At 60.1% G+C, this 22,371-nt stretch carries 16 protein-coding genes; 6 read left to right on the top strand and 10 right to left on the bottom strand.

Annotated features, from left to right (window positions below):
* Positions 1 to 12: 12 nt before the first annotated feature.
* The 4 genes from frr to rpsB all read right to left on the bottom strand — a co-directional run bounded on the left by frr (position 13) and on the right by rpsB (position 3,270).
* The gene (gene frr, locus N6G83_RS34220) at positions 13 to 570 is read right to left on the bottom strand and encodes a ribosome recycling factor (protein ID WP_004931943.1); all 558 of its coding nucleotides are present in this window, start codon (positions 568 to 570) and stop codon (positions 13 to 15) included.
* Positions 571 to 689: 119 nt separating this feature from the next.
* Positions 690 to 1,415 carry a UMP kinase gene (pyrH, locus tag N6G83_RS34215; protein ID WP_004931940.1) on the bottom strand — a complete coding sequence of 242 codons (726 nt, stop codon included), beginning with the start codon at positions 1,413 to 1,415 and terminating at the stop codon, positions 690 to 692.
* Between the two features lie 148 nt (positions 1,416 to 1,563).
* The gene (gene tsf, locus N6G83_RS34210; protein WP_025304037.1) at positions 1,564 to 2,415 is read right to left on the bottom strand and encodes a translation elongation factor Ts; all 852 of its coding nucleotides are present in this window, start codon (positions 2,413 to 2,415) and stop codon (positions 1,564 to 1,566) included.
* A 129-nt stretch (positions 2,416 to 2,544) separates the two neighbouring features.
* Positions 2,545 to 3,270: a 30S ribosomal protein S2 gene (rpsB, locus tag N6G83_RS34205; protein ID WP_016929891.1), complete on the bottom strand. Its 726-nt coding sequence runs from the start codon at positions 3,268 to 3,270 to the stop codon at positions 2,545 to 2,547.
* Between the two features lie 345 nt (positions 3,271 to 3,615).
* Between rpsB and map the strand changes: the two genes are divergently transcribed.
* The 4 genes from map to N6G83_RS34185 all read left to right on the top strand — a co-directional run bounded on the left by map (position 3,616) and on the right by N6G83_RS34185 (position 8,533).
* Positions 3,616 to 4,410, top strand: a complete 795-nt coding sequence (map, locus tag N6G83_RS34200; RefSeq protein ID WP_004931936.1) for a type I methionyl aminopeptidase — start codon at positions 3,616 to 3,618, stop codon at positions 4,408 to 4,410.
* Positions 4,411 to 4,483: 73 nt separating this feature from the next.
* Positions 4,484 to 7,147: a bifunctional uridylyltransferase/uridylyl-removing protein GlnD gene (gene glnD / locus N6G83_RS34195; RefSeq protein WP_043139899.1), complete on the top strand. Its 2,664-nt coding sequence runs from the start codon at positions 4,484 to 4,486 to the stop codon at positions 7,145 to 7,147.
* A 42-nt stretch (positions 7,148 to 7,189) separates the two neighbouring features.
* Complete coding sequence (gene dapD, locus N6G83_RS34190) at positions 7,190 to 8,014, top strand: 2,3,4,5-tetrahydropyridine-2,6-dicarboxylate N-succinyltransferase (protein WP_004931932.1); 825 nt, start codon at positions 7,190 to 7,192, stop codon at positions 8,012 to 8,014.
* A gap of 129 nt (positions 8,015 to 8,143) precedes the next feature.
* Positions 8,144 to 8,533 carry a DUF3461 family protein gene (locus N6G83_RS34185; protein WP_004931929.1) on the top strand — a complete coding sequence of 130 codons (390 nt, stop codon included), beginning with the start codon at positions 8,144 to 8,146 and terminating at the stop codon, positions 8,531 to 8,533.
* Positions 8,534 to 8,590: 57 nt separating this feature from the next.
* On the opposite strand, the gene N6G83_RS34180 is transcribed toward N6G83_RS34185, so the two are convergent.
* The 5 genes from N6G83_RS34180 to N6G83_RS34160 all read right to left on the bottom strand — a co-directional run bounded on the left by N6G83_RS34180 (position 8,591) and on the right by N6G83_RS34160 (position 18,754).
* Positions 8,591 to 9,043, bottom strand: coding sequence for a flavodoxin (locus N6G83_RS34180; RefSeq protein ID WP_103830293.1), 453 nt, complete (start codon positions 9,041 to 9,043; stop codon positions 8,591 to 8,593).
* Positions 9,044 to 9,076: 33 nt separating this feature from the next.
* A complete protein-coding gene (gene truC / locus N6G83_RS34175; protein WP_025304040.1) occupies positions 9,077 to 9,847 on the bottom strand; it encodes a tRNA pseudouridine(65) synthase TruC in 771 nt (256 codons plus the stop codon).
* Positions 9,848 to 9,907: 60 nt separating this feature from the next.
* The gene (gene pbpC, locus N6G83_RS34170; protein WP_260516159.1) at positions 9,908 to 12,256 is read right to left on the bottom strand and encodes a penicillin-binding protein 1C; all 2,349 of its coding nucleotides are present in this window, start codon (positions 12,254 to 12,256) and stop codon (positions 9,908 to 9,910) included.
* Between the two features lie 49 nt (positions 12,257 to 12,305).
* A complete protein-coding gene (locus tag N6G83_RS34165; protein ID WP_260516158.1) occupies positions 12,306 to 18,281 on the bottom strand; it encodes an alpha-2-macroglobulin in 5,976 nt (1,991 codons plus the stop codon).
* Between the two features lie 146 nt (positions 18,282 to 18,427).
* Positions 18,428 to 18,754, bottom strand: a complete 327-nt coding sequence (locus N6G83_RS34160) for a YqcC family protein (RefSeq protein WP_025304043.1) — start codon at positions 18,752 to 18,754, stop codon at positions 18,428 to 18,430.
* 178 nt (positions 18,755 to 18,932) lie between these two features.
* On the opposite strand from N6G83_RS34160, the gene N6G83_RS34155 reads away from it, so the two are divergent.
* On the top strand, positions 18,933 to 20,171 hold the full coding sequence (locus N6G83_RS34155; RefSeq protein WP_127146780.1) for an MFS transporter: 1,239 nt from the start codon (positions 18,933 to 18,935) through the stop codon (positions 20,169 to 20,171).
* Positions 20,172 to 20,780: 609 nt separating this feature from the next.
* Here N6G83_RS34155 and syd read toward each other — a convergent pair.
* A complete protein-coding gene (syd, locus tag N6G83_RS34150; protein ID WP_089196212.1) occupies positions 20,781 to 21,329 on the bottom strand; it encodes a SecY-interacting protein in 549 nt (182 codons plus the stop codon).
* A 63-nt stretch (positions 21,330 to 21,392) separates the two neighbouring features.
* On the opposite strand from syd, the gene queF reads away from it, so the two are divergent.
* Positions 21,393 to 22,238: an NADPH-dependent 7-cyano-7-deazaguanine reductase QueF gene (queF, locus tag N6G83_RS34145; RefSeq protein ID WP_142591632.1), complete on the top strand. Its 846-nt coding sequence runs from the start codon at positions 21,393 to 21,395 to the stop codon at positions 22,236 to 22,238.
* Positions 22,239 to 22,371 lie beyond the last annotated feature (133 nt).

The raw sequence follows: 22,371 nt of genomic DNA, 5'->3' as shown, positions 1-22,371 counted from the left end.
GCGCGATGCTGATTAGAAATCCATCAGCTCTTTTTCTTTCTCCGCCAGCGCGGCGTCGACCAGCTTGATGTAAGCGTCGGTCATTTTCTGAATCTCGTCTTGTGAGCGACGTTCTTCGTCTTCGCTGATCTCTTTGTCTTTCAGCAGCGCCTTGACCTTGTCGTTGGCGTCACGACGCACGTTACGCACCGCTACGCGACCCTGCTCGGCTTCGCCGCGCACGATCTTGATCAGATCCTTACGACGCTCTTCGGTCAGCGGAGGCAGCGGAACACGAATGTCAGAACCGGCGGAAGACGGGTTGAGGCCCAGATCGGAGCTCATGATCGCTTTCTCAACGGCCTGGCTCAGGCTGCGGTCGAACACGTTGATTTTCAGCGTGCGGGAGTCTTCTACGGTTACGTTGGCCAGCTGACGCAGCGGCGTAGCGGCGCCGTAGTATTCCACCATGATGCCGTCCAGAATGCTTGGAGAAGCGCGGCCGGTGCGGATCTTGCTGATTTGGTTTTTGAATGCTTCTACGCTTTTTTCCATGCGTGAATCAGCATCTTTTCTGATTTCATTAGTCACGTTGCAAACCCTTGGAAGCTGGTTACTTGGCAGGCGATACTCAAGTATAGCCCGTAATCGTACTCGAAGAGCGCGCGGCGCCTGGCGTCACGCGCTCCGAAAAAGGGGGGCGAACAGCCTTATTTGCTGATCAGCGTACCTTCGTTCTCACCCATCACCACGCGGCGCAGTGCGCCAGGCTTGTTCATGTTGAACACGCGGATCGGCAGACCGTGATCGCGGGCCAGCGTAAACGCCGCCAGATCCATCACTTTCAGCTCGCGCTCCAGCACGTCCTGATAGGTTAATTGTTCATACAGCGTCGCATCCGGGTTTTTCACCGGATCGGCGGAGTATACGCCATCCACTTTGGTGGCTTTCAGCACCACGTCGGCTTCGATCTCGATACCGCGCAGGCAAGCGGCGGAATCGGTGGTGAAGAACGGGTTGCCGGTACCGGCGGAGAAGATCACCACGCGGTTGTTGCGCAGCAGGCTGATCGCCTCTGCCCAGCTGTAATTATCACACACGCCGTTCAGCGGGATCGCCGACATCAGGCGGGCGTTCACATAGGCACGGTGCAGTGCATCACGCATAGCCAGGCCGTTCATCACGGTAGCCAGCATTCCCATGTGGTCGCCCACTACGCGGTTCATGCCGGCTTGCGCCAGGCCCGCGCCGCGGAACAAGTTCCCGCCGCCAATAACTACACCGACCTGAATTCCCAGTTCGACCAGCTCTTTCACTTCCTGAGCCATGCGATCCAAAACGCTGGCGTCGATACCAAAACCTTCTGCACCTTGCAGGGCTTCGCCACTCAGTTTAAGCAGAATACGCTGATATACGGGTTTTGCATTGGTTGCCATGGTGTTCTGTCCTAAGAAGCAGTATTAGTATTGGGGATTTCAGCCGATGAAACGCGCCTGAGGTGAGTATCACGCTGCAGGGCCTGCCACCGGTGTAATTCTGGCTGGATAGTATGGAACCGCCAGACGGCGGTTCCATCGACAGTCATTAAGACTGTTTGCTCATCGCGGCAACTTCAGCAGCGAAGTCGGTTTCGACTTTCTCGATGCCTTCGCCCACTTCGAAGCGAATGAAGTTGGTCACGTCAGCGTTGTGCTCTTTCAGCACCTGAGCAACAGATTTGCTCGGATCCATAACGAAAGGCTGACCGGTCAGAGAAACTTCGCCGGTGAATTTCTTCATGCGGCCTTCAACCATTTTCTCTGCGATTTCTTTCGGCTTGCCTGACTGCATGGCGATGTCCAGCTGAACCTGGTACTCTTTTTCTACCACTTCAGCAGACACGTCTTCTGGCTTCACGAACTCTGGCTTGCTCGCCGCAATGTGCATTGCGATTTGCTTGACCAGCTCGTCGTCAGCGCCTTTAGCCGCAACCAGAACGCCGATACGCGCGCCGTGCAGGTAGCTGCCCAGCACGTCGCCTTCCAGGGAAGCAACGCGGCGAATGTTGATGTTTTCACCGATTTTTGCCACCAGCGCTACGCGCTCTTCTTCGAACTGTGCTTTCAGCACGTCAACGTCAGTGATTTTGCCGGCCATAGCGGCATCCAGCACTTTGTCGGCGAACGCCTGGAAACCGGCGTCTTTCGCGACGAAGTCAGTCTGGCAGTTAACTTCCAGAATGATGCCGTAGTTGCCTTCGATCTTGGTTTTGATCACGCCGTCAGCAGCTACGTTGCCTGCTTTTTTAGCGGCTTTGATCGCACCGGACTTACGCATGTTTTCGATTGCCAGTTCGATGTCGCCGTTGGATTCAACCAGCGCCTTCTTGCAATCCATCATGCCAGCGCCGGTACGCTCGCGCAGTTCTTTTACCAGGGCAGCGGTAATATCAGCCATTTATTTTTCCTCGGTTATCTCGCGTGGAGACAGTTCTCATTCAGATAAGCAAAGGGGGCCTTTACAGGCCCCCCTAACCAACATATGTCAATACCTGGTTAATAAGGGCTCAGTGACGAGCTTGCCTTATTATTCAGCTTCTACGAAGCCTTCTTCCGCCTGAACGGCCAGATCTTGAGAACGACCTTCACGCACAGCGGCAGCAACAGCAGTCAGGTACAGGTTTACTGCACGGATTGCGTCGTCGTTACCAGGGATGATGAAGTCAACGCCGTCTGGGTTGGAGTTGGTATCAACGATAGAGAATACCGGGATACCCAGGTTGTTGGCTTCTTTGATCGCGATGTGCTCGTGATCGGCATCGATAACGAACAGTGCGTCTGGCAGACCGCCCATATCCTTGATACCGCCCAGGGAGTTTTCCAGCTTGGCCAGTTCACGAGTGCGCATCAGCGCTTCTTTCTTGGTCAGCTTGTCCAGGGTGCCGTCTTGAGACTGGATTTCCAGATCTTTCAAACGCTTGATGGACTGACGAACGGTTTTCCAGTTAGTCAGCATGCCACCCAACCAGCGGTGGTTCACGAAGAACTGATCACAGCTGTTCGCAGCGTCTTTTACCGCTTCGCTTGCTGCGCGTTTGGTACCAACGAACAGGATCTTGCCTTTACGGGAAGAGATCTTGCTCAGTTCAGCCAGAGCGGCGTTGAACATTGGTACGGTCTGCTCCAGGTTGATGATGTGAACCTTGTTACGAGCGCCGAAGATGAAAGGCTTCATTTTCGGGTTCCAGTAACGGGTCTGGTGACCAAAGTGAACACCAGCCTTGAGCATGTCGCGCATGGAAACAGTTGCCATGATTAAACCTCTATAGATTAATTGGGGTTATGCCTCCACGTATCCCATAACGCCGACCCTGGCGGCGACAAGTCACCTCAGGGCACCCCGGCGGATGTGCCGATACGTGTGTGTTATTTACACAAAATGAGTGCAGTTAAAGTATTTTCGGCCAATTCCTGCCAGGTCACAAGAACCAAGTCGCGGATCGCCGGCGCGCTTTATACCATAAACCCGCTGCCGACACCAACTTTTGTTGCTTTTCGCCGGGCGTCGGGAAATGAAATTTGGCAGCCTCCGGCCGGGCTGATACCATAAGTCACTGCTTCTTATTGTCGACGATAACGACACCTGCGGACAAATTTCATGGCAATCTCAATTAAAACACCTGATGACATCCAAAAAATGCGCGTGGCCGGCCGCCTGGCCGCCGAAGTGCTGGAGATCATCGAGCCGCACGTCAAACCTGGCGTGACCACCGGCGAGCTGGACCGTATCTGTCACGAGTACATCACCAACGAGCAGCAGGCCATTTCCGCCTGCCTCGGCTATCACGGCTTCCCGAAATCCGTGTGTATATCGGTGAACGAAGTGGTGTGCCACGGCATCCCGAGCGACGACAAAACGCTGAAAGACGGCGACATCGTCAATATCGACGTGACCGTGATTAAAGACGGTTTCCATGGCGACACCTCTAAGATGTTCATCGTCGGCAAACCGACCATTCTGGGCGAGCGCCTGTGCCGCGTCACTCAGGAAAGCCTGTATCTGGCGCTGAAGATGGTCAAACCGGGCATCCGTCTGCGCACCCTGGGCAAGGCTATTCAGCAATTCGTCGAAGCCGAGAAGTTCTCCGTGGTGCGCGAGTACTGCGGCCACGGCATCGGCGAAGTGTTCCACGAAGAGCCGCAGGTGCTGCACTATGACGCGGACGACGGTGGTGTAGTGCTGCAGGCAGGCATGGCTTTCACCATCGAACCGATGGTCAACGCCGGCGACTACCGCATCCGCACCATGAAAGACGGCTGGACGGTAAAAACCAAAGATCGCAGCTTGTCGGCGCAGTATGAGCATACTATTGTGGTCACTGATAACGGCTGCGAAATAATGACGTTGCGCAAGGATGACACCATCCCCAACATCATTACGCACGAGATGTAAGCACCGCGACGAACGCCGCGTGCAGAATATCACCAGGCCGGCTTATGCCGGCCTTTTTTATGGGCTGCGCACTATGTCTGACAATCTTCTTCAACAGGCGGCCCCGGCCGTGCCGATGCCACCCGTCTCTCCCAGCGCCTACGGCGACGACGACCTCACCTGCCTGGTGCTGAAACAGCGGCTGGAGCAGTTTCAGCTGTGGCTGGCGGCGGCGTTCGACGCCGGCTCCAGCGCCGAAAGCCTAGTGGCGGCGCGCAGCGACTTCATCGATCGCCTGCTGCGCCGGCTGTGGACCTTCTACGGCTTCGAAGATATCCCGGAAACCGCACTGGTGGCGGTCGGCGGCTACGGCCGCGGCGAGCTGCATCCGCTGTCGGACATCGACGTATTAGTGCTCAGCCAGCGCCGGCTGACGGAACAGCAGTCGCAGCGGGTCGGCGAATTCATCACCCTGCTGTGGGATCTCAAGCTGGAGGTGGGCCACAGCGTGCGCACCCTGGAAGAGTGTCTGCTGGAAGGGCTGGCGGATCTGACCGTGGCCACCAACCTGATCGAATCGCGCATGATCTGCGGCGACGTCGCGCTGTTCCTGCAGATGCAAAAACACATCTTCAGCGACGGCTTTTGGCCTTCGCCGCAGTTTTTCCACGCCAAGATCAACGAGCAGCAGGAACGCCACCAGCGCTACCATGGCACCAGCTATAACCTGGAACCGGATATCAAAAGCAGCCCCGGCGGCCTGCGCGATATCCACACGCTGCTGTGGGTGGCGCGCCGCCACTTCGGTGCCACCTCGCTGGACGAAATGGTCGGTTTCGGTTTCCTCACCCAGGCCGAGCGCAACGAACTGAACGAATGTCAGAGCTTCCTGTGGCGCATCCGCTTTGCGCTGCATCTGGTGCTGCCGCGTTACGACAACCGTCTGCTGTTCGATCGTCAGCTCAACGTGGCGCAGCTGCTGCGCTATGAAGGTGAAGGCAACGAGCCGGTCGAACGCATGATGAAAGACTTCTACCGCATGACGCGGCGCGTCAGCGAGCTGAACCACATGCTGCTGCAGCTGTTCGACGAGGCCATCCTGGCGCTGGACGCCACCGAGAAACCGCGTCCGCTGAACGACGATTTCCAGCTGCGCGGCGATCTGATCGATCTGCGTGACGAAACGCTGTTCATCCGCGAGCCGCAAGCCATCATGCGCATGTTCTACCTGATGGTGCGCAACCGCGAGATCAAAGGCATTTACTCCACCACCGTGCGCCAGCTGCGCCACGCGCGCCGTCACCTGAAACAGCCGCTGTGCACCATCCCGGAAGCGCGCGATCTGTTTATGGCCATCCTGCGCCACCCCGGCGCGGTGTCGCGCGCGCTGGTGCCGATGCACCGTCACAGTGTGCTATGGGCTTATATGCCGCAGTGGGGCAAGATCGTCGGGCAGATGCAGTTCGATCTGTTCCACGCCTATACCGTCGACGAGCACACTATCCGGGTGCTGCAGAAGCTGGAGAGCTTCGCCGATGCGCAAACCCGGCCGCGCCATCCGCTGTGCGTGGAGCTGTATCCGCGCCTGCCGCACCCGGAACTGCTGCTGCTGGCGGCCTTGTTCCACGATATCGCCAAAGGGCGCGGCGGCGATCACTCGATCCTCGGCGCGGAGGACGTGGTCGAGTTCGCCGAGCTGCACGGTCTCAACTCGCGAGAAACCCAACTGGTGGCCTGGCTGGTGCGCTGCCACCTGCTGATGTCGGTCACCGCGCAGCGCCGCGATATCCAGGATCCGACGGTGATCCAGCAGTTCAGCAGCGAAGTGCAGAGCGAAACTCGCCTGCGCTACCTGGTATGCCTGACGGTGGCGGATATCTGCGCCACCAACGAAACCCTGTGGAACAGCTGGAAGCAGAGCCTGTTGCGCGAGCTGTATTTCGCCACCGAGAAACAGCTGCGCCGCGGCATGCAAAACAGCCCGGATCTGCGCGAACGCGTGCGCCACCATCGGCTGCAGGCGCTGGCGCTGCTGCGCATGGACAACATCGACGAAGAGGCGCTGCACCGCATCTGGAGCCGCTGCCGCGCCGACTATTTCCTGCGCCACTCGCCGAATCAGCTGGCCTGGCACGCCCGCCATCTGCTTGCCCACGACTCCACCCAGCCGCTGGTGCTGGTCAGCCGCCAGGCGACGCGCGGCGGCACCGAGATCTTCATCTGGAGCCCGGATCGTCCTTATCTGTTCGCCGCCGTCGCCGGGGAGATGGATCGCCGCAACCTGAGCGTGCACGACGCACAGATCTTCACTAACCGCGACGGTATGGCGATGGACACCTTTATCGTGCTGGAACCGGACGGCAGCCCGCTGGCGCAGGATCGCCACGCGGCGATCCGTCAGGCGCTGCTACAGGCCATCACCCAACGAGAGTATCAGCCGCCGCGTGTGCGCCGCCCCTCTTCCAAGCTGCGCCACTTCAGCGTGCCGACCGAGGTCACCTTCCTGCCGACCCACACCGATCGCCGCAGCTACCTGGAGCTGACGGCGCTCGACCAACCCGGCCTGCTGGCGCGGGTGGGCGAAGTGTTCGCCGATCTGGGGCTGTCGCTGCACGGCGCGCGCATTTCCACCATCGGCGAGCGGGTCGAGGATTTGTTTATTCTGGCCGACGGCGAGCGGCGCGCGCTCGACCAAGAAACGCGCAGAAAGTTGGAGCAACGGTTGACAGAGGCCCTCACCCCGAACGATAAAATGTGATACAAGTAACTTTTTACCGACAACATCAGGAAAGAGAACAGCATGCAGCAATTACAGAACGTTATTGAAAGCGCCTTCGAACGCCGTGCGGACATTACCCCGGCGAACGTAGACACCGTAACGCGCGAAGCGGTAAACCAGGTGATCGGCCTGTTGGACAGCGGCGCCCTGCGCGTTGCCGAGAAGATCGACGGTCAATGGGTCACCCATCAGTGGCTGAAGAAAGCCGTGCTGCTCTCTTTCCGCATCAACGACAACAAGGTAATGGACGGCGCGGAAACCCGCTACTACGACAAGGTGCCGATGAAATTCGCCGACTACGACGAAGCGCGCTTCCAGAAGGAAGGTTTCCGCGTCGTGCCGCCGGCCACCGTGCGCCAGGGCGCGTTCATCGCTCGCAACACCGTGCTGATGCCGTCTTACGTTAACATCGGCGCCTACGTCGACGAAGGCACCATGGTCGACACCTGGGCCACCGTCGGTTCTTGCGCGCAGATAGGCAAGAACGTTCACCTGTCCGGCGGCGTCGGCATCGGCGGCGTGCTGGAGCCGCTGCAGGCCAACCCGACCATCATCGAAGACAACTGCTTCATCGGCGCACGCTCCGAAGTGGTGGAAGGCGTGATCGTGGAAGAAGGCTCGGTGATTTCGATGGGCGTCTACCTCGGCCAGAGCACCCGCATCTATGACCGCGAGACCGGCGAAATCCATTACGGCCGCGTGCCGGCGGGTTCGGTGGTGGTTTCCGGTAACCTGCCGTCGAAAGACGGTTCTTACAGCCTGTACTGCGCGGTGATCGTCAAGAAAGTCGACGCCAAAACGCGCGGTAAAGTCGGCATTAATGAGTTATTGCGTACTATCGACTAAATTGAAATAGCGGGTGATTCACCCGCTATTTTTTTGTCTGCGTTTCGCTGGCAGTCACAGTCGCAGATCTCGCTTTCCGCCATAATCGCAGTCGTGGAATATAACGATCACATCTAAAGAGGGCGCAGTATGTACGATAACTTGAAGAGTTTGGGCATCAATCAACCGGAAGACGTCGATCGCTATAGCCTGCGTCAAGAGGCCAACAACGACATCCTCAAGATCTATTTCCGCAAGGACAAGGGCGAGTTCTTCGCCAAGAGCGTGAAGTTCAAGTATCCGCGCCAGCGTAAAACCGTGGTGGCGGACAACGCCGGCCAGGGCTACAAGGAAATTCACGAGATCAACCCGAACCTGCGTTACGTGATCGACGAACTGGATCAGCTGTGCCAGCGCGATCAGGTGGAAGTGGATCTGAAGCGTAAAATCCTCGACGACCTGCGCCATCTCGAGGGCGTGGTGTCGCACAAGATTGCCGAGATCGAAGCCGATCTGGAAAAACTCACCCGCGGCAAGTAATGCGGATCGGTTGACCCGCATCATCGTTAAGGCGCCCTTTTACGGCGCCTTTTTACGTTATGACTGCAGCAGCGTGCCCCACTGCTCGACCCACGGGCAGGCGGCCACTTCCGGCTCCGGCTGTTCCATCGCATCAATCTCCAGCACTTCGCCAACGCGGGTGGCGCCCTGCTCTTGCAGCAACGCATCAAACGTGCGCCCGGCGCCGCAGAAGTTGTCATAGCTGCTGTCGCCGAGGGCAATCAGCCCGTAGCGCAGTTCCGGCTGATAGCCAACCTGATCGCGAATGGCGTGGAACAATGGCGCGATGCTGTCCGGCAAATCGCCCTGCCCGGTAGTGGAGGTGATCACCAGCGCGTAGTGCTGACGATAAAACTGCCAGGCCTCCAGCGTGCCCTCTTCGAACAGTTTGACCTCATGGCCCTGCTCGCTGAGGATGTTTTGCGCCTCTTCCGCCACCAGCAGCGAATTGCCGTAGACCGTTCCCACGAAGATACCAACCTGAGCCATGGCTCCAACTCCCTTCATTACCTTTAAAAATTGTCAGCTATCCTGACCGTTAGCCGCGCTAAACTCAACCCCGGCAAGTTCAGGGAATACCCCCGCCCAGCCGAACTGCGCCATCACCCCTTGCCAGTCTTCGTCCCAGCGCGCCGTCACCTGCAGCGGCTCGCCGCTCACCGGGTGCGTCAGCTGCAGATGGCTGGCGTGCAGCATCAGGCGCGGGCAGCCGAAATGCTGCGCCATCCCACGGTTCTGCCGCAGATCGCCGTGCTTGCTGTCACCGATGATCGGATGGCGAAGATGCGCCATGTGGCGCCGCAATTGGTGCTTGCGGCCGGTTTCCGGCTGCAGTTCCACCAGACTGTAACGTGCGCTGTCGTAGCGGCCGACGGCCACCGGCATCTCTACCTGCGCCAACGGCCGGTAGTGCGTGACGGCCGGCTGCGGCCCCTTGTCGGCATCGGCATGTTTATCGGCGATTTTGTCCAGCTCCGCCGTCAGCGGGTAGTCGAGGGTCGCCCCCTCCTGCACGTAACCGCGCACCACCGCATGGTAGGTTTTCTGCACCTGATGCTGCTCGAACTGCTGCGACAGCAGGCGCGCCACCTCGCTGGAAAGCGCCATCAGCAGCACGCCGGAGGTCGGGCGATCGAGACGGTGCACGGTAAAGACGTGCTGCCCGAGCTGATCGCGCACCGTTTGCATCATAAAACGTGTTTCATGACGATCCAGCCAACTGCGGTGTACCAACCAGCCCGACGGTTTGTTCACCGCCACCAGGTGTTCATCCTGATACAAAATCTCAATCACATCGCTTTCCCAGGTCAATAGCCGTTTCGGGCGCGAGTATAACAGGCGTGCGGCTCAGCGCTAGTTTACCCATTCGATGGTCACCAGGCGCGTATCGGCGCGGCCGCGATCGTCCACCGCCCGAATGCGATAACGCCCGTTGTTGATCGGCCGCCAGTCGATCGGCTTTTTGCTGGCGCTGCTACCGAGATAGATATCGTCGACAAACCAGTACACCGTCTTGCTGTCGGCATCCGTCACCGCATTGAAGGCGATTTTGTCCCGCCCCTGCTGCGACTGGCGCAGGGTATAGGTGGTATTTTTCAGCGGCGAAGTGATGCGCGGTGCGTTGCCGCCGACGGCGATGCCGTTATCCTTGCAGCGGTTAACCGGCGGCGTCCGTTTCGGCAGCCCGGCCTGGGCGAACACGTTGGCCAAATCGGAAGGCCAGAATTCAAAGATTTCGGTACGAGTCTGCGCCGCGTCATACGGCGGGCAAACGACCTCGCCGCTGTGAATATCCAGCACCACAGGCCGATAGACGCTGTCCACCTTGATCGGCGACTTGCCGGGAATGAACCAGGTCTTGCCCTTTTGCTGGCACCACGGCGTCGGCAGATCGCCGCTGGCGAGACAAATCTCCACCCGCCGCAGCCGTTGGGGGAACGGATGTTTCGGTTCCCGCAGGCCAGGGTAGCTGGCGTTGACGCTGTCGATGATATTGAAAAACAGCGGCGCGGCCGCCTCGGCGCCGACCAACGCATTGTTGCCGCGCCCGTCGAAGTTGCCTTCCCACACCACCAGCACGTAAGGGCCGAAGATTCCGACGCTCCAGGCGTCGCGAAAGCCCCATGAAGTCCCGGTCTTCCAATACACCGGCAGCGAAGAAGAACGCTGTGCCAGCGTATCGCCCGGCCGCCGGTGCTGGCGCAGCATATCCAGCGTGATGAAACTGGCCTCCTCACTCAGCAGCCGCACCGGCGTCGATTCGGCCTCGTTCAATCGCATGCGAAGCGGCCGCAGCTCGCCGTGGTTCGCCAGCAGCGCATACAGCTTCGCCAATTCCTGCGCCGTCACCTCACCGCCGCCCAATACCAGCGACAGCCCGTAGTGGCTCTCATTGGCCATATTGGCGACGCCGGTCAGGCGTAAGAACTGATAAAAAGTCGGCTGGCGCAGCTGCGAGGCGACATATACCGCCGGGATGTTACGGCTGAAGTTCAGCGCGTCGGTGGCGGTCACCGGGCCGAGAAAGCGCCGGTCGAAATTTTCCGGTGCATAGGCGCCGAACGACGAAGGCACGTCTTTGAGGATAGTCATCGGATGCAGCACGCCCTGCTCCATGCCCAGCGCGTAGATGAACGGCTTCAGCGTCGATCCCGGCGAACGCTTGGCGTTGGTGCCGTTCACCTGCCCCTGGATCGGCCGATTGTAATAGTCCGCCGATCCTACCAGCGCGCGCACCCCCATATCGCGGCTGTCCACCAGCAGCACCGCGGCGTTTTGAATGCCGCGGCTGCGGTTGCGGGCGATAAAGGCGTTAACCTGCCGCTCGACCAGCCGCTGCAACCCGGCGTCCAGCGTAGTGTCGACGCGAGTGTCGCGCTGCACCAGTTGCTGCGTCTGCAGGCGTAGCTGTTCGATAAAGTGCGGCGCAATATAAGGCACTTGTTCAGGCTGCCGCAGCGCCAGCGGCAGGCGGAACAGCGTTTGCTGGCTGGCGTCGGTCGGGTAAACCTGCTGCCAGCGCTGGAACAGACGGTTGCGCGCCTGCGTCAATGCGGCACCGAGCACGCCGGTTTTTGGCTCCAGACGGTAGCTGGGCGACTGCGGCAGCACCGCCAGCGTCAGCGCCTCCGGCAGGGTCAACGCCTTCGGCGACTTGGCGAAGTAGATCAGGCTGGCGGCGCCGATGCTTTCAATGTTGCGACCGTAGGGCGCGTAATTCAAATAGGCTTCCAGGATATCGCGCTTGGAATAGCTGAGCTCCAGCTGCACCGCGCGCAGCACCTGCAGCAGCTTGCCGCCCGGCGTGCGGGTATTGAGATGCCAGCGCATCCGCGCCAGCTGCATGCTGATGGTCGATCCGCCCTGCATTTTGCCGCCGGCGACATAGCTGCGCCAGAAGCCGCGCATCAGGCTGACGGGGTTAAAGCCGGGGTTGTAGTAGAACCAGCGATCTTCGTGCAGCAGCAGCCCACGCACCGCCAACGGCGACACCTGCTCCAGCGGGGTCCACAGCCGGTAGCGATCGTCGTTGGCCAGCGTGATGCGCAGCAACGCGCCGTGCCTGTCGTAATAAACGGAAGACTGCGGCAGCCCCTGCCACAGGGGCGGATGCGGCCACAGCCGAATCGCGGCCAACAGCAGCGCCAGTAAAAACACCGCCATCAAGCCGTTTTGCAGCACGCGCCCGGTCAGGATCTTCATACGTTCTCAGCATTCCGGCGCCAGACGCTGGCCTGGCGCCGGATATGGCCTAGTCGTTGCCCGCCGGCACCACCACCAGCTTGCCGCCGCCGGCCGACATGGCCTGCACTTCACGGTCGTACATGGCTTCGCCGTAGGCCGGTGGAACAATAAAGCTGCCGGTATTGGTGGCCTTGATCTGATAGACGAACTCCTGCACCTCGGTGCCAGCGCTGCCGTAGATAATCACCCGATCTTCGCGGATATCGCTGTAATCCGGCGCCCAGGTGGAGCCGGTGGCGGCCAGCGGCGACTGCCAGCCGCCGCGATCGTCGCTCTCCTCGCCGGTATCGGCCGGTTCCGGCGGCGTCTGCTGCACCACTTCGAACCCGCCCGGCAGCAGATCGACGATCGCCAGGTTGCTCTGCCCCTCTTTCGAGTTGGCGCGCACCTTCAGATGGACATTGATCTTCTGCCCCAGCGTCACCTGCGTCACCGCTTTGCCTTGCTCGTCGGTGTAATCGCGGACAATCTCAATGCCGCGCGACAGCGCTTTTTGCGGCGCATTCAGATCGTAACCGGCCTGCGTCACCACATACCAGGCCGGCGCATTGCCGCCGTTGGTGAAGCGCACGGCGGTGGCATCGGCGTTGAACTGCCCCTGAACGAACAGCCCCTGCAGCTCACTGATGCGCTGCGGCTCGCCGCCGCTTTTGCCCACCTGCACGATGCCTAACGCGTCCGCATTGGCGGATTGCGCCGCCACCTCAGTCGAATAGCTTTCCAGCGCCAGGATGCTCATTGCAGAGGAGTACGTGGTGTAACGCTCTTCTTTCAGTGCCTTGACCATATTCTCCAGCACCTGCGGCGGAATCGACGCCACCTTCTCAGGGAAGTGACGGGTAATCAAATACAGCCGCGTCGCATCCAGCACCAGCGGATCGAAATAGTTCTGCGTCCACCAGGCGCTGTCATAGGCTTTGCTCAGTTGCTGCCAGCTCGGTTGCAACAGCGCGGCGGCTTCGTCGTCCATCTTCAACAGGCGATAGGAAGAGGCCAGATACAGCGCGCTCAGGTCGGTTTTCCAGCCCTCGCCATAGCGTTTTTGCAGCGTATCCTGCACCGCCGCCAGCGAGTTGGTGGTCACTTCGCCCTGCAGCGTCAGCAGGTAAACCGCCCAGCTGCGCAGGCGCAGCAGATACAGATCGTCGAAACCGCTGGCCGCCAGCTCGCGCAACGCGACGTTGGCTTCATCCAGCATGCCTTCCGGCAGGGCGTAGCCCGCCGCTTTGGCTTCGAGCAGATACTGCACCACATAAGGCGTGACGAAAGGATCGGCATCCGGCGATGAACGCCAGGCGCCGATCGCCCCGCTGTCGTTCTGGCGGGCGCGCAGCACGCCAAGCAGATTGCGCAGCTGCTTGCTGACTTCCGCCTGGCTCAGGCTGCTTTTCATCTCTGGGTGGCGGCTCTGCAGCATCAGCGGAATGGAACGGCTGACGATCTGCTCGGAACAGTAATATGGGTAATCCGCCAGGTATTGCGCCAGCCCATTGGTCAGCACCAGCGGTGAATTCGACACCGCAGCCCGGCGCTGCGCGAAAGCATCGAACATCTGGCGCAGGCCATCGACGTTCTGGCTGCTGCCACTCATGCGCCCCATCACCGACTGGGTGCGGTACGGCGCCGCCGGCCGCACCGAGGTGCTGACGGTGCGGCGGCTGGCCTGGTCGCCGTAACGGGCGTCGAACACCAGCGGCGCATCGCCCAAAACGGCTTTGGCGCGCAGGCGGAAAGCGATCACGCCCTCGCGTTTTTCCGCCAGCGTCAGGCTTTGCGTCGCGTTGCCCACCACCTCCAATTGCGGCGGCGGCGTCAGCAGGACGTTGATGGCTGCCGACTGGCCGTTCAGCCCTTCGAGGTTGTTGCTGATGCCCACGCTGACGTCGAACTCATCGCCCGGCGCCACCATCGCCGGCACGTTCGGCGTCATGATGAAGCTGTCACGCACCGTGGCGGCGGTTTGCGCCTTGCCGATTTTCTCCGGCGTCACCGAAATCGCCATGACGCGGATCTTGCCGTTGAAGTAGTCCGGCACCGGGTAGACGAACTGCTTCTCGCCGCTGACTTCGGTAATGCCGGACCAGTAGGCCACCGGCTTGTCACGCTTGCGTTTGAACGGGTTGAGGTTGAGATCCAACCCTTCGCCCGCATCGCCGCCCGGCGCCGCGGTCAGCGCCATCAGCTTGCTGAACTCCGGCAGGATCAGATCCAGGATCTGCGAGCTGCTCACGTTCAGTTCGCGCTTGCTGAAGAAGAACTCCAGCGGATCCTTCAGGCGGTAACGCGCCACCTGCAGAATGCCCTCATCGACGGCGAACAGCGCCACCTGCTGCGGCGCATCGGTCTTGACCGTCATCGTCAGGTTTTCACCCGGCTTGATGACCGCCGGCGCCGTCACCTCGAGGCTGTTTTGGCGCGCCTTGGTGCTGATCTTGAACGGCATCACGCCGTAGCTCAGCGGGCTCATGAAGATCTCGCTGGAGTTGATGTCGCGCACGAACTGCACGTTGATGTAGCCGTTGCCCTCCATGCCGGCCGGCACGCGGATCGTCTGCACCGAGCTGGTGGTATCGCTGTGGAACCACTGCCAGGCGTAAACCTTGTCCTTCTCGATGGTGATCAAACCGCTGCCGGTATAGGGCGCGTTAATCGCCACCTCGATCTCCTCGCCCGGCTGGTATTCCGCCTGGTTCAGTTTCAGCTTCAGTTCAGCGTTGCGATCCAGCGAACGGCTCAGGTTGGCGTTGCCGGCCACGCTGTAGGCGACGCGGTTGAGCGTCTTGCCCTGCGCATCTTCAATCACCAGCACGAAGTCGCCCGGCTTATCAGTCGTCAGCCGCAGATCCGCGCCCTGCTCGCTCAGCGCCAGCGGCTGTTCCGACAGCTGCACTTCCTTCATCTTCGACTGGTATTTGTAAACGCCCGAATCCTGTTTGGTCAGCACCGAAATGTATTTCTGTTCGATCAGCACCTGCTTCAGATTCGGCATGGCGATCTGTTTCAGGGCCGGATCGATAGCGATCACATTCAGATGCCGCTCCGCGTCGCGATTGATGTAGCCCAGATCGCCGTCGGCCTTCACCCCAATCAGATAATCGTAAGGCGAAACCAGCGTACGGGCGGTAGCCGCCACCGAACGCCCGCCGCCGGCGACGAACGCCTCCGACAACAGCTGCAGCTGATAGGTCGCGTCGGCGTAGGATTTCAGATCGAGCGGAATATCGGCCGCGCCATGCTCATCGGTGGTGCGATCTTCCAGCTCGGTTTCGAACCCGTCGCTGTTTTGCCGGTTTTCGTAGAACGCATAATCCGGGAAGCGATCGAAGCTCGGATACATCGGCCGCAGCGTCAACCTGGTGGTCACGCGGCGATCTTGCGCCGGGGTGCCGAACAGGTTCTGCACGTCGATGCTGGCCTTCAGCTCAGACGGTTTTACCCAGCCTTGCTGGCTGTCCGGCGTCAACGCCAGCTTCACTTTCAGCTGATCCGGTTCGAACTCCTTCACATTGACCGCGGTATGGCCGAGCAGCGTGGAGGTATCGTTGTTTTTGCCGATCAGATACAGATAGACGTTCCACTCGCCGGTCGGTGAGTTTTCATCGGTGGTATAGCTCAGCTCGTTGAAACCGCTGGCGCCCAGCGTCAGCGGTACGGTGGACATCAGCTTGTCGCGCGGATCGCGAATTTCGGCACGCACCGGCACGCCGGCCAGGCCAACGCCCCAGTCGGCGGCGCGGGTGATCAGGCCAATATTGAAAGTATCCCCCGGCCGATAAACGCCGCGATCGGAGAATAGATAACTGCTGAGGGTGCGCGGATCGGTCGGCGTTTGTTCACCGGCGACGTCGAAGCGCGAGAAGTCCAGCCCGCGATCGTTATAGCTACCGGTCGGCAGGAAGGAGACATCCCCTTCCTTTTCCACCAGGAACATCACCGGCTGGCGCTCGTTGGTGTATACATCGAGCGCCGGGAAACGCACGTGGCCGTCGGCACCGGTGGTTTGGCTGAGCAGCGTCACGCCGTTTTTGGCCACTACCGACACGGTGGCGCCGCTGACCGGTGCGCCGCTTTGGATCGACTGCACAAAGACATCGCGCGTCTTATCCTGCGAGCTCTTGGCGACGATGCCCAGATCGGTCACCACCACAAAGCGCGAATCGCCGACGTCGGGCTGCTCTTCCCCTTCGCTTTCATCTTGTTCCTGATCCTGCTCGGTGCCCGCCTCTTCCGCCGCCGGTTTTCGGTTCGGCTGCCATTCGGACAGCGTCAGCAAGAATACCCCGCGATGGGAGCTGGCGTTGGTGGAGAGATAACGGGAGAGATCGATGCCCTGATAGTTCACTTCCCCCGGCCGCTCGTTGTTGAGCGCCGTTTGGTATTTGAAATGCTCGGTGAAATATTCGTCGTTGAGACGGTTGAATTCCGTGGACGAGTAGTCCCGACTTTTGAAGGAGACAATGTGCTGCAGCTGGCTCGGGATCACCCGTTTGATGTCCAGCCGCAGGCCCGCCACGTTACGCGCCGCCACGCTGATCTGCTTGTCGCCGTTAACCGACAGCAGCGAGCCCTGCGACATGAACTGCAGCGATTTCGGGAACTCCGGCACTTCGACCACCCGATAAACCTTCTTCGGCATCTTGTAACCGCCGACAGAGACCAGCTGGTTGTCTATCTCGAGCAACACAAAGCGGTGCGCCGGAGCGTCGAAACGGAAGCTGAACTGCGGTTGATAGGCCTCTTCCGCCTCGTTAAGCGTCAACGGCAGTGGCGTCGCCTGCGCCAGCACGTTTTTGCCGACGCTGTCGACCGTCCATTGATAGAAGTCTTCGGCATCGTTGGCGGCCTCGGCATCGCTCGGATCGTGCTGCGGCAGCAGCCAGGCTTTGGTGGCCCGCACCAACTCTTTATCCTTCACCGCATCGCTGAAACCGACCACCAGCGCACGCTGCCCTTGGCCGCCGTCGGTGTCCACGACCTGAGCGCTGGCGTCACTCAGCGCCAGGCTGTAGAGGGTGGGTACCTTGACCCAGTTGCTTTTCGCCTCTTCGACAGCGTTGCCGGCCGCCGTCGATTTAACGCCCTTACCGACGGTCAGATGCACCGCGCCGCCCTGATCCAGCGCCTGAAGAGGCTCGGAATGCACCCAGGCGTTCAGTTTTTTCTCGTCATAGACCAGAGAGAAGTTCAGCTTTTTCTCGGAGGACGTGCTGCCTTCCTTCAATCCCAGCGAAATCTGTTTTTCAAAGCTGGCGACGTCGACCGGCGCGTTGAACTGCAGATTGAAAATCGCGCTGCGTTTCTGCGCATTCTGTGGATCGCGGTAATACTCGGCCTGCCCCAGACGGTAATCGAACGCGGGCACGGTGAAGGCATAGCGGGTTTTGGCGAGCTTGACCTGCGGCGCCAGCAAGGTGGCGGGCTCCAGGGCCACCTCATATTTCGCTCCCATCGGCAGCGGTTTTTTCGGCGAGAACACCAGCGTTGATTCATTGCTCCACGCCCACTGCCCTTCCGCCGTCGGTTTGAGGGTGATACCGGCGCTCACGGTTTTACCCACCACGGCGATCGGCGCGACCGAGCCGCTGAAGGTCAGGCTCACCGTTTGCGGCGCCTGCCGGGCGGCGGCGTAATCTATCGGCTCGGGGTTGGCCACCTCGGCGCTGATCTCCTGAACCACCAACGGCGCCGGCTCGATGGGCTGGGGCCGATTTTGCCACCAGTGCCAACCGTAAAACGCGCCGCCCGCGGCCCCCGCCAGCAGCAGCAGGCCCAGACCGATCGCTTTCGGGTGTTTATCCACGCCGCTTTCGAGCCGCAAAAAACCGCGCGGCAGCGCAGCCCACCAGGCCGGCGCGCGCCAGCTGAGGTTGCCGACCAGCGGTCTCAGCAACCGTCCCAACAGCGACAACGCCCCACCCAGCAGGCGACAAACGCCCTTAACCAGGGTAAAAGGCAAACGCAGGATAAACCTTAATAAATCCATTATTGCAGCACCTCATCATCCTAATGCAGCCCCCGGTCAACCGTCGCGGTTCAACCGAGCCGAAAGACACCGTCGGCTCTCCTGCCCGGCATCCGCGCGAGTACTCTACACTGCCGGACGGCAAAAATCTGCGCGCCGCCGGCAGATTACGGCTCTTTATTCAACATCAAATCCAGCTGTTGCAGCAGCACCAGCAGCGGCAGGCTGCTCGGCTCACGATCTTTCAGCGCCTCTTCGAAATAAGGCGTGATGGCGAAGCGCGTCGGCAGCGGCGCTTGGGCATCCAGCAGCGCATACATGCGCGGCAGAAACACCCACTGCAGCCAGGCTTCGGCCGACATGCTGTCGATACAGAACGGCTCGGTGCTGGAAAAAGCCTCATGCTCAGGCGGCGCGGCCTGCCACAGCGCCAGATCGCGCATGGATTGTTCAATCGCCTGCAAACTGCGGCGCACCTGGTTATGTATACTCATCTGCATTCCCGATCTCTTTTCATTATGGTATTCAGCTCGCTGGCTGAAAGGCGGCAAAGCATAGCATTTTTATAGCCCAAATTTGGCGCGCCCGAGACCGGCTGCCGTTTTTATCTGGTGGCGATCGCCGCCACGCGGCACAATAGGCCCACCGAATACACCACACAGATAAAGATTCATGTCCGTAATAACAGAGAAAAAAAACCACGCGACGCCCGGTAAAGCCATGCTGGCCTCGGTCACCGGTTATGCCATGGACGGGTTTGACCTGCTGATCCTCGGCTTTATGCTGCCGGCCATCAGCATCGAATTAGGATTAACCTCATCGGCCGCCGGTTCGCTGGTCACCTGGACGCTGATCGGCGCGGTGCTGGGCGGCGTGATCTTCGGCCACCTCAGCGATCGTTTCGGCCGAATCCGGGTGCTGACCATCACCATTCTGATGTTTTCTCTGTTCACCGGCCTGTGCGCCGTGGCGCAAGGGTATTGGGATCTGCTGGCCTATCGCACCCTGGCGGGCATCGGGCTGGGCGGCGAATTTGGCATCGGCATGGCGCTGATCGCCGAAGCCTGGCCGGCGGAGAAGCGCAACCGCGCTTCGGCTTACGTCGGCATGGGCTGGCAATTGGGCGTGCTGGCAGCCGCCTTCCTGACGCCGCTGCTGCTGGAACACATCGGCTGGCGCGGTATGTTCCTGGTCGGTCTGCTGCCGGCGCTGGCGTCATTCCTGATCCGCCGCACGCTGGGCGAGCCGGAGGCGTTCGTGCGGCAGAAAGACGCCGGGCAGCCGCTCTCCTTCCTGCAGCGTTTGCGCCTGCTGTTTAAGGATCGCGCTACCAGCAAGGCCAGCATCGGCATCTTCATTCTCTGTTCGGTGCAAAACTTCGGTTACTACGGGCTGATGATCTGGATGCCGACTTACCTGGCGAAAAACTTCGGCTTCTCACTCACCAAGTCCGGCCTGTGGACGGCGGTAACGGTGGTCGGCATGACGTTCGGTATCTGGCTGTTTGGCGTGCTGGCCGATCGCTTCGCCCGCTGGAAGATTTTCGTGTTGTATCAGGTAGGCGCGGTAGTGATGGTGATCGGCTACGCCCAGTTGAGCGATCCGATGCTGATGCTGTTCGCCGGCGCCGTGATGGGCATGTTCGTCAACGGCATGATCGGCGGCTATGGCGCATTGATTTCCGATACTTACCCGGTTCAGGCGCGCGCCACCGCGCAAAACATCCTGTTCAATCTGGGGCGCGGCGTCGGCGGCCTGGGGCCATTGGTGATCGGTGCGCTGGTGACGCAGGTGTCATTTACCGCCGCCATCAGCCTGCTGGCGGCGATCTACCTGCTGGATATCTACGCCACGCTATTCCTGTTGCCGAAAAAACAGGGCGCAGGCGATACGCTGGGCGCGATTGGTTAACGCGGAAGAGGGATTAACGCGGGGCGCACACGCGGCGGGAGATAACAAAAAGTTGGGGGCACTGCGTTAACAGTGCCCCCGGTTCGTTTTATAGCCATCCCGCTACACAGTGTGCTCCCTGCTCAATCCTTGAAAACTTTTCCTACGGCCATCCTGACCAAGTGATCCTTGCATCATCCTGTAGCATCGTCCTGACGCGGTTCCTCAGCCTTCCTGACCCGCCGACAGTCCTGTGCCGGCTCTCAATCTCCGTCCTGGAGGTGTCCCTGGTTTCTATCCTGAAACATCCTGGGCATCTCCTGACGCCATCCTTCGCTCTTGCCTGAGCGCATCCCTTTCTTCTTCCTGAAGCTGCATCATCCTGATGCTTTCCTGCTCCGCCGGTTCCGTTCCGGTAAAGATAAGATCGCTTAAATTCCCCGGAATCACAAGGGTTTGGGAGGTGTCTCACACTAAATTAAGACTAAGAGTTATCCTAAAGAAATTCTAACCAATTGATCTGGATAACAATAATCTCATAGGCTAGATAAAGGTGGGAAAAATTAAGAGCGATATCTCACAGCCCGTGTGAGAGATCTCTCACACGGGCGACGGCGAATCCGCCGCGCTTCAGTCCAGCATAGGGCGCAGCGCATCGAGGAAATTCCCGAGCGTCGCCGCCAACAAGGTGCGCTTATCGCTGCCGAACTGCTCCAGTACCACGTTGCCGCTGACGTTGCACAGCGACACCATCGTCATCTCGGATTCGGTGGTCGCCAGGAAGAGGGTCGGCGACAATTTGAGGCGCTTTTGCGTCACTAAATGGCCGATGAGGTTTTCCTGCAGGCGGATAAAATCCTCTTCGCTCCAGACCTGCAGCAGGCTCAGGCGATGCTCGCCGAACTGCGCGCTCATGTCGCCGGCGTATTGCTGCGTGTAGAAGCGATGCGCATCCGGCTGCAAACGCAGCTCCAGCGCGGCCTCTACCTTCTCCAGCGTCGCCGCCGGTTCGAAAGGCTGCGGCAACCACAGCACGTCGTCCTCGCGATTCTCCACGATGCAGGGCGACGGCACGCCGTACAGCGCCTCGCTGGCCGGCGCGTGGCCGCGCTCTTGCTGCCACAACTCGACATAGCGTTGAGTGAATTCACGCAGGGCGTGCGATACATCATGGTCCATATTCTTTCTCGCATACGTTAAACTGACGGCCATTGTACCTATCTCTGACCGAGGTGACAGCAGATGTCCTCATATCAAGACCACCAGGCCCTGTCGGGGCTGACGCTGGGCAAACCCACCGCCTACCGCGATCGCTACGACGCCACGCTGCTGCAGGCGGTGCCGCGCAGCATGAACCGCGAGCCGCTGGGGCTGTATCCCGACAACCTGCCCTTCCACGGCGCGGACATCTGGACGCTGTACGAACTCTCCTGGCTGAACGCCAACGGGCTGCCGCAGGTGGCGGTCGGCGAGATCAGCCTCAATGCCGACAGCCTGAACCTGATCGAATCGAAAAGCTTCAAGCTGTATCTCAACAGCTTCAACCAAACGCCGTTCGCCGATGGGGAAACGGTGCGCAGCACCCTGCAACGCGATCTGTCCGCCTGCGCCCAGGGCGAAGTCAGCGTCACCCTGTTCAGCGTCGAGCAGTTGGAAGGCACGCCGATCGCCCGTCTGGCCGGCAACTGCATCGACCAGCAGGATATCCGCATCGACAATTATGAGTTCAACGCCGACTACCTGTTAAACGCCGCCGGTGAAGAGGTAGTGGAAGAGCAATTGGTCAGCCACCTGCTGAAGTCCAACTGCCTGATCACCCATCAACCGGACTGGGGCTCGGTGCAGATAAGCTATCGCGGCGCCAAGATCGATCGCGAAGCGCTCCTGCGCTACCTGGTCTCCTTCCGCCACCACAACGAATTCCACGAACAGTGCGTCGAGCGCATCTTCAATGATTTGATGCGCTACTGCCGGCCGCAGAGCCTGACGGTTTACGCTCGCTACACCCGTCGCGGCGGGCTGGACATCAACCCGTGGCGCAGCAACGTCGCGTTCACTCCCGAGCACGGCCGCCTGGCGCGCCAATAAGTGCGAAACATTGCTCAACAACTGAGCTAACGAGCGGTTTGTGTTGGTAAAAGCGCAGGGACGGCGGTAAGGTTAAAACGAGGCTGCAGCCGGGCAGAACGCCCGTTGCACCGCAGCACGCCAACCATAACGA

Source organism: Serratia sp. PL7, from assembly GCF_945957435.1.
The sequence above is the reverse complement of the archived record's forward strand: the minus strand, read 5'-3'. Positions and strand labels throughout refer to the sequence as shown.

What these genes read in the sequence shown, in the direction of transcription:
- pyrH (WP_004931940.1), bottom strand. Translation starts at nt 1,415, where the DNA reads ATGGCAACCAATGCAAAACCCGTATATCAGCGTATTCTGCTTAAACTG.
- tsf (WP_025304037.1), bottom strand. Translation starts at nt 2,415, where the DNA reads ATGGCTGATATTACCGCTGCCCTGGTAAAAGAACTGCGCGAGCGTACC.
- rpsB (WP_016929891.1), bottom strand. Translation starts at nt 3,270, where the DNA reads ATGGCAACTGTTTCCATGCGCGACATGCTCAAGGCTGGTGTTCACTTT.
- map (WP_004931936.1), top strand. Translation starts at nt 3,616, where the DNA reads ATGGCAATCTCAATTAAAACACCTGATGACATCCAAAAAATGCGCGTG.
- glnD (WP_043139899.1), top strand. Translation starts at nt 4,484, where the DNA reads ATGTCTGACAATCTTCTTCAACAGGCGGCCCCGGCCGTGCCGATGCCA.
- dapD (WP_004931932.1), top strand. Translation starts at nt 7,190, where the DNA reads ATGCAGCAATTACAGAACGTTATTGAAAGCGCCTTCGAACGCCGTGCG.
- N6G83_RS34185 (WP_004931929.1), top strand. Translation starts at nt 8,144, where the DNA reads ATGTACGATAACTTGAAGAGTTTGGGCATCAATCAACCGGAAGACGTC.
- N6G83_RS34180 (WP_103830293.1), bottom strand. Translation starts at nt 9,043, where the DNA reads ATGGCTCAGGTTGGTATCTTCGTGGGAACGGTCTACGGCAATTCGCTG.
- pbpC (WP_260516159.1), bottom strand. Translation starts at nt 12,256, where the DNA reads ATGAAGATCCTGACCGGGCGCGTGCTGCAAAACGGCTTGATGGCGGTG.
- N6G83_RS34165 (WP_260516158.1), bottom strand. Translation starts at nt 18,281, where the DNA reads ATGGATTTATTAAGGTTTATCCTGCGTTTGCCTTTTACCCTGGTTAAG.
- N6G83_RS34160 (WP_025304043.1), bottom strand. Translation starts at nt 18,754, where the DNA reads ATGAGTATACATAACCAGGTGCGCCGCAGTTTGCAGGCGATTGAACAA.
- N6G83_RS34155 (WP_127146780.1), top strand. Translation starts at nt 18,933, where the DNA reads ATGTCCGTAATAACAGAGAAAAAAAACCACGCGACGCCCGGTAAAGCC.
- syd (WP_089196212.1), bottom strand. Translation starts at nt 21,329, where the DNA reads ATGGACCATGATGTATCGCACGCCCTGCGTGAATTCACTCAACGCTAT.
- queF (WP_142591632.1), top strand. Translation starts at nt 21,393, where the DNA reads ATGTCCTCATATCAAGACCACCAGGCCCTGTCGGGGCTGACGCTGGGC.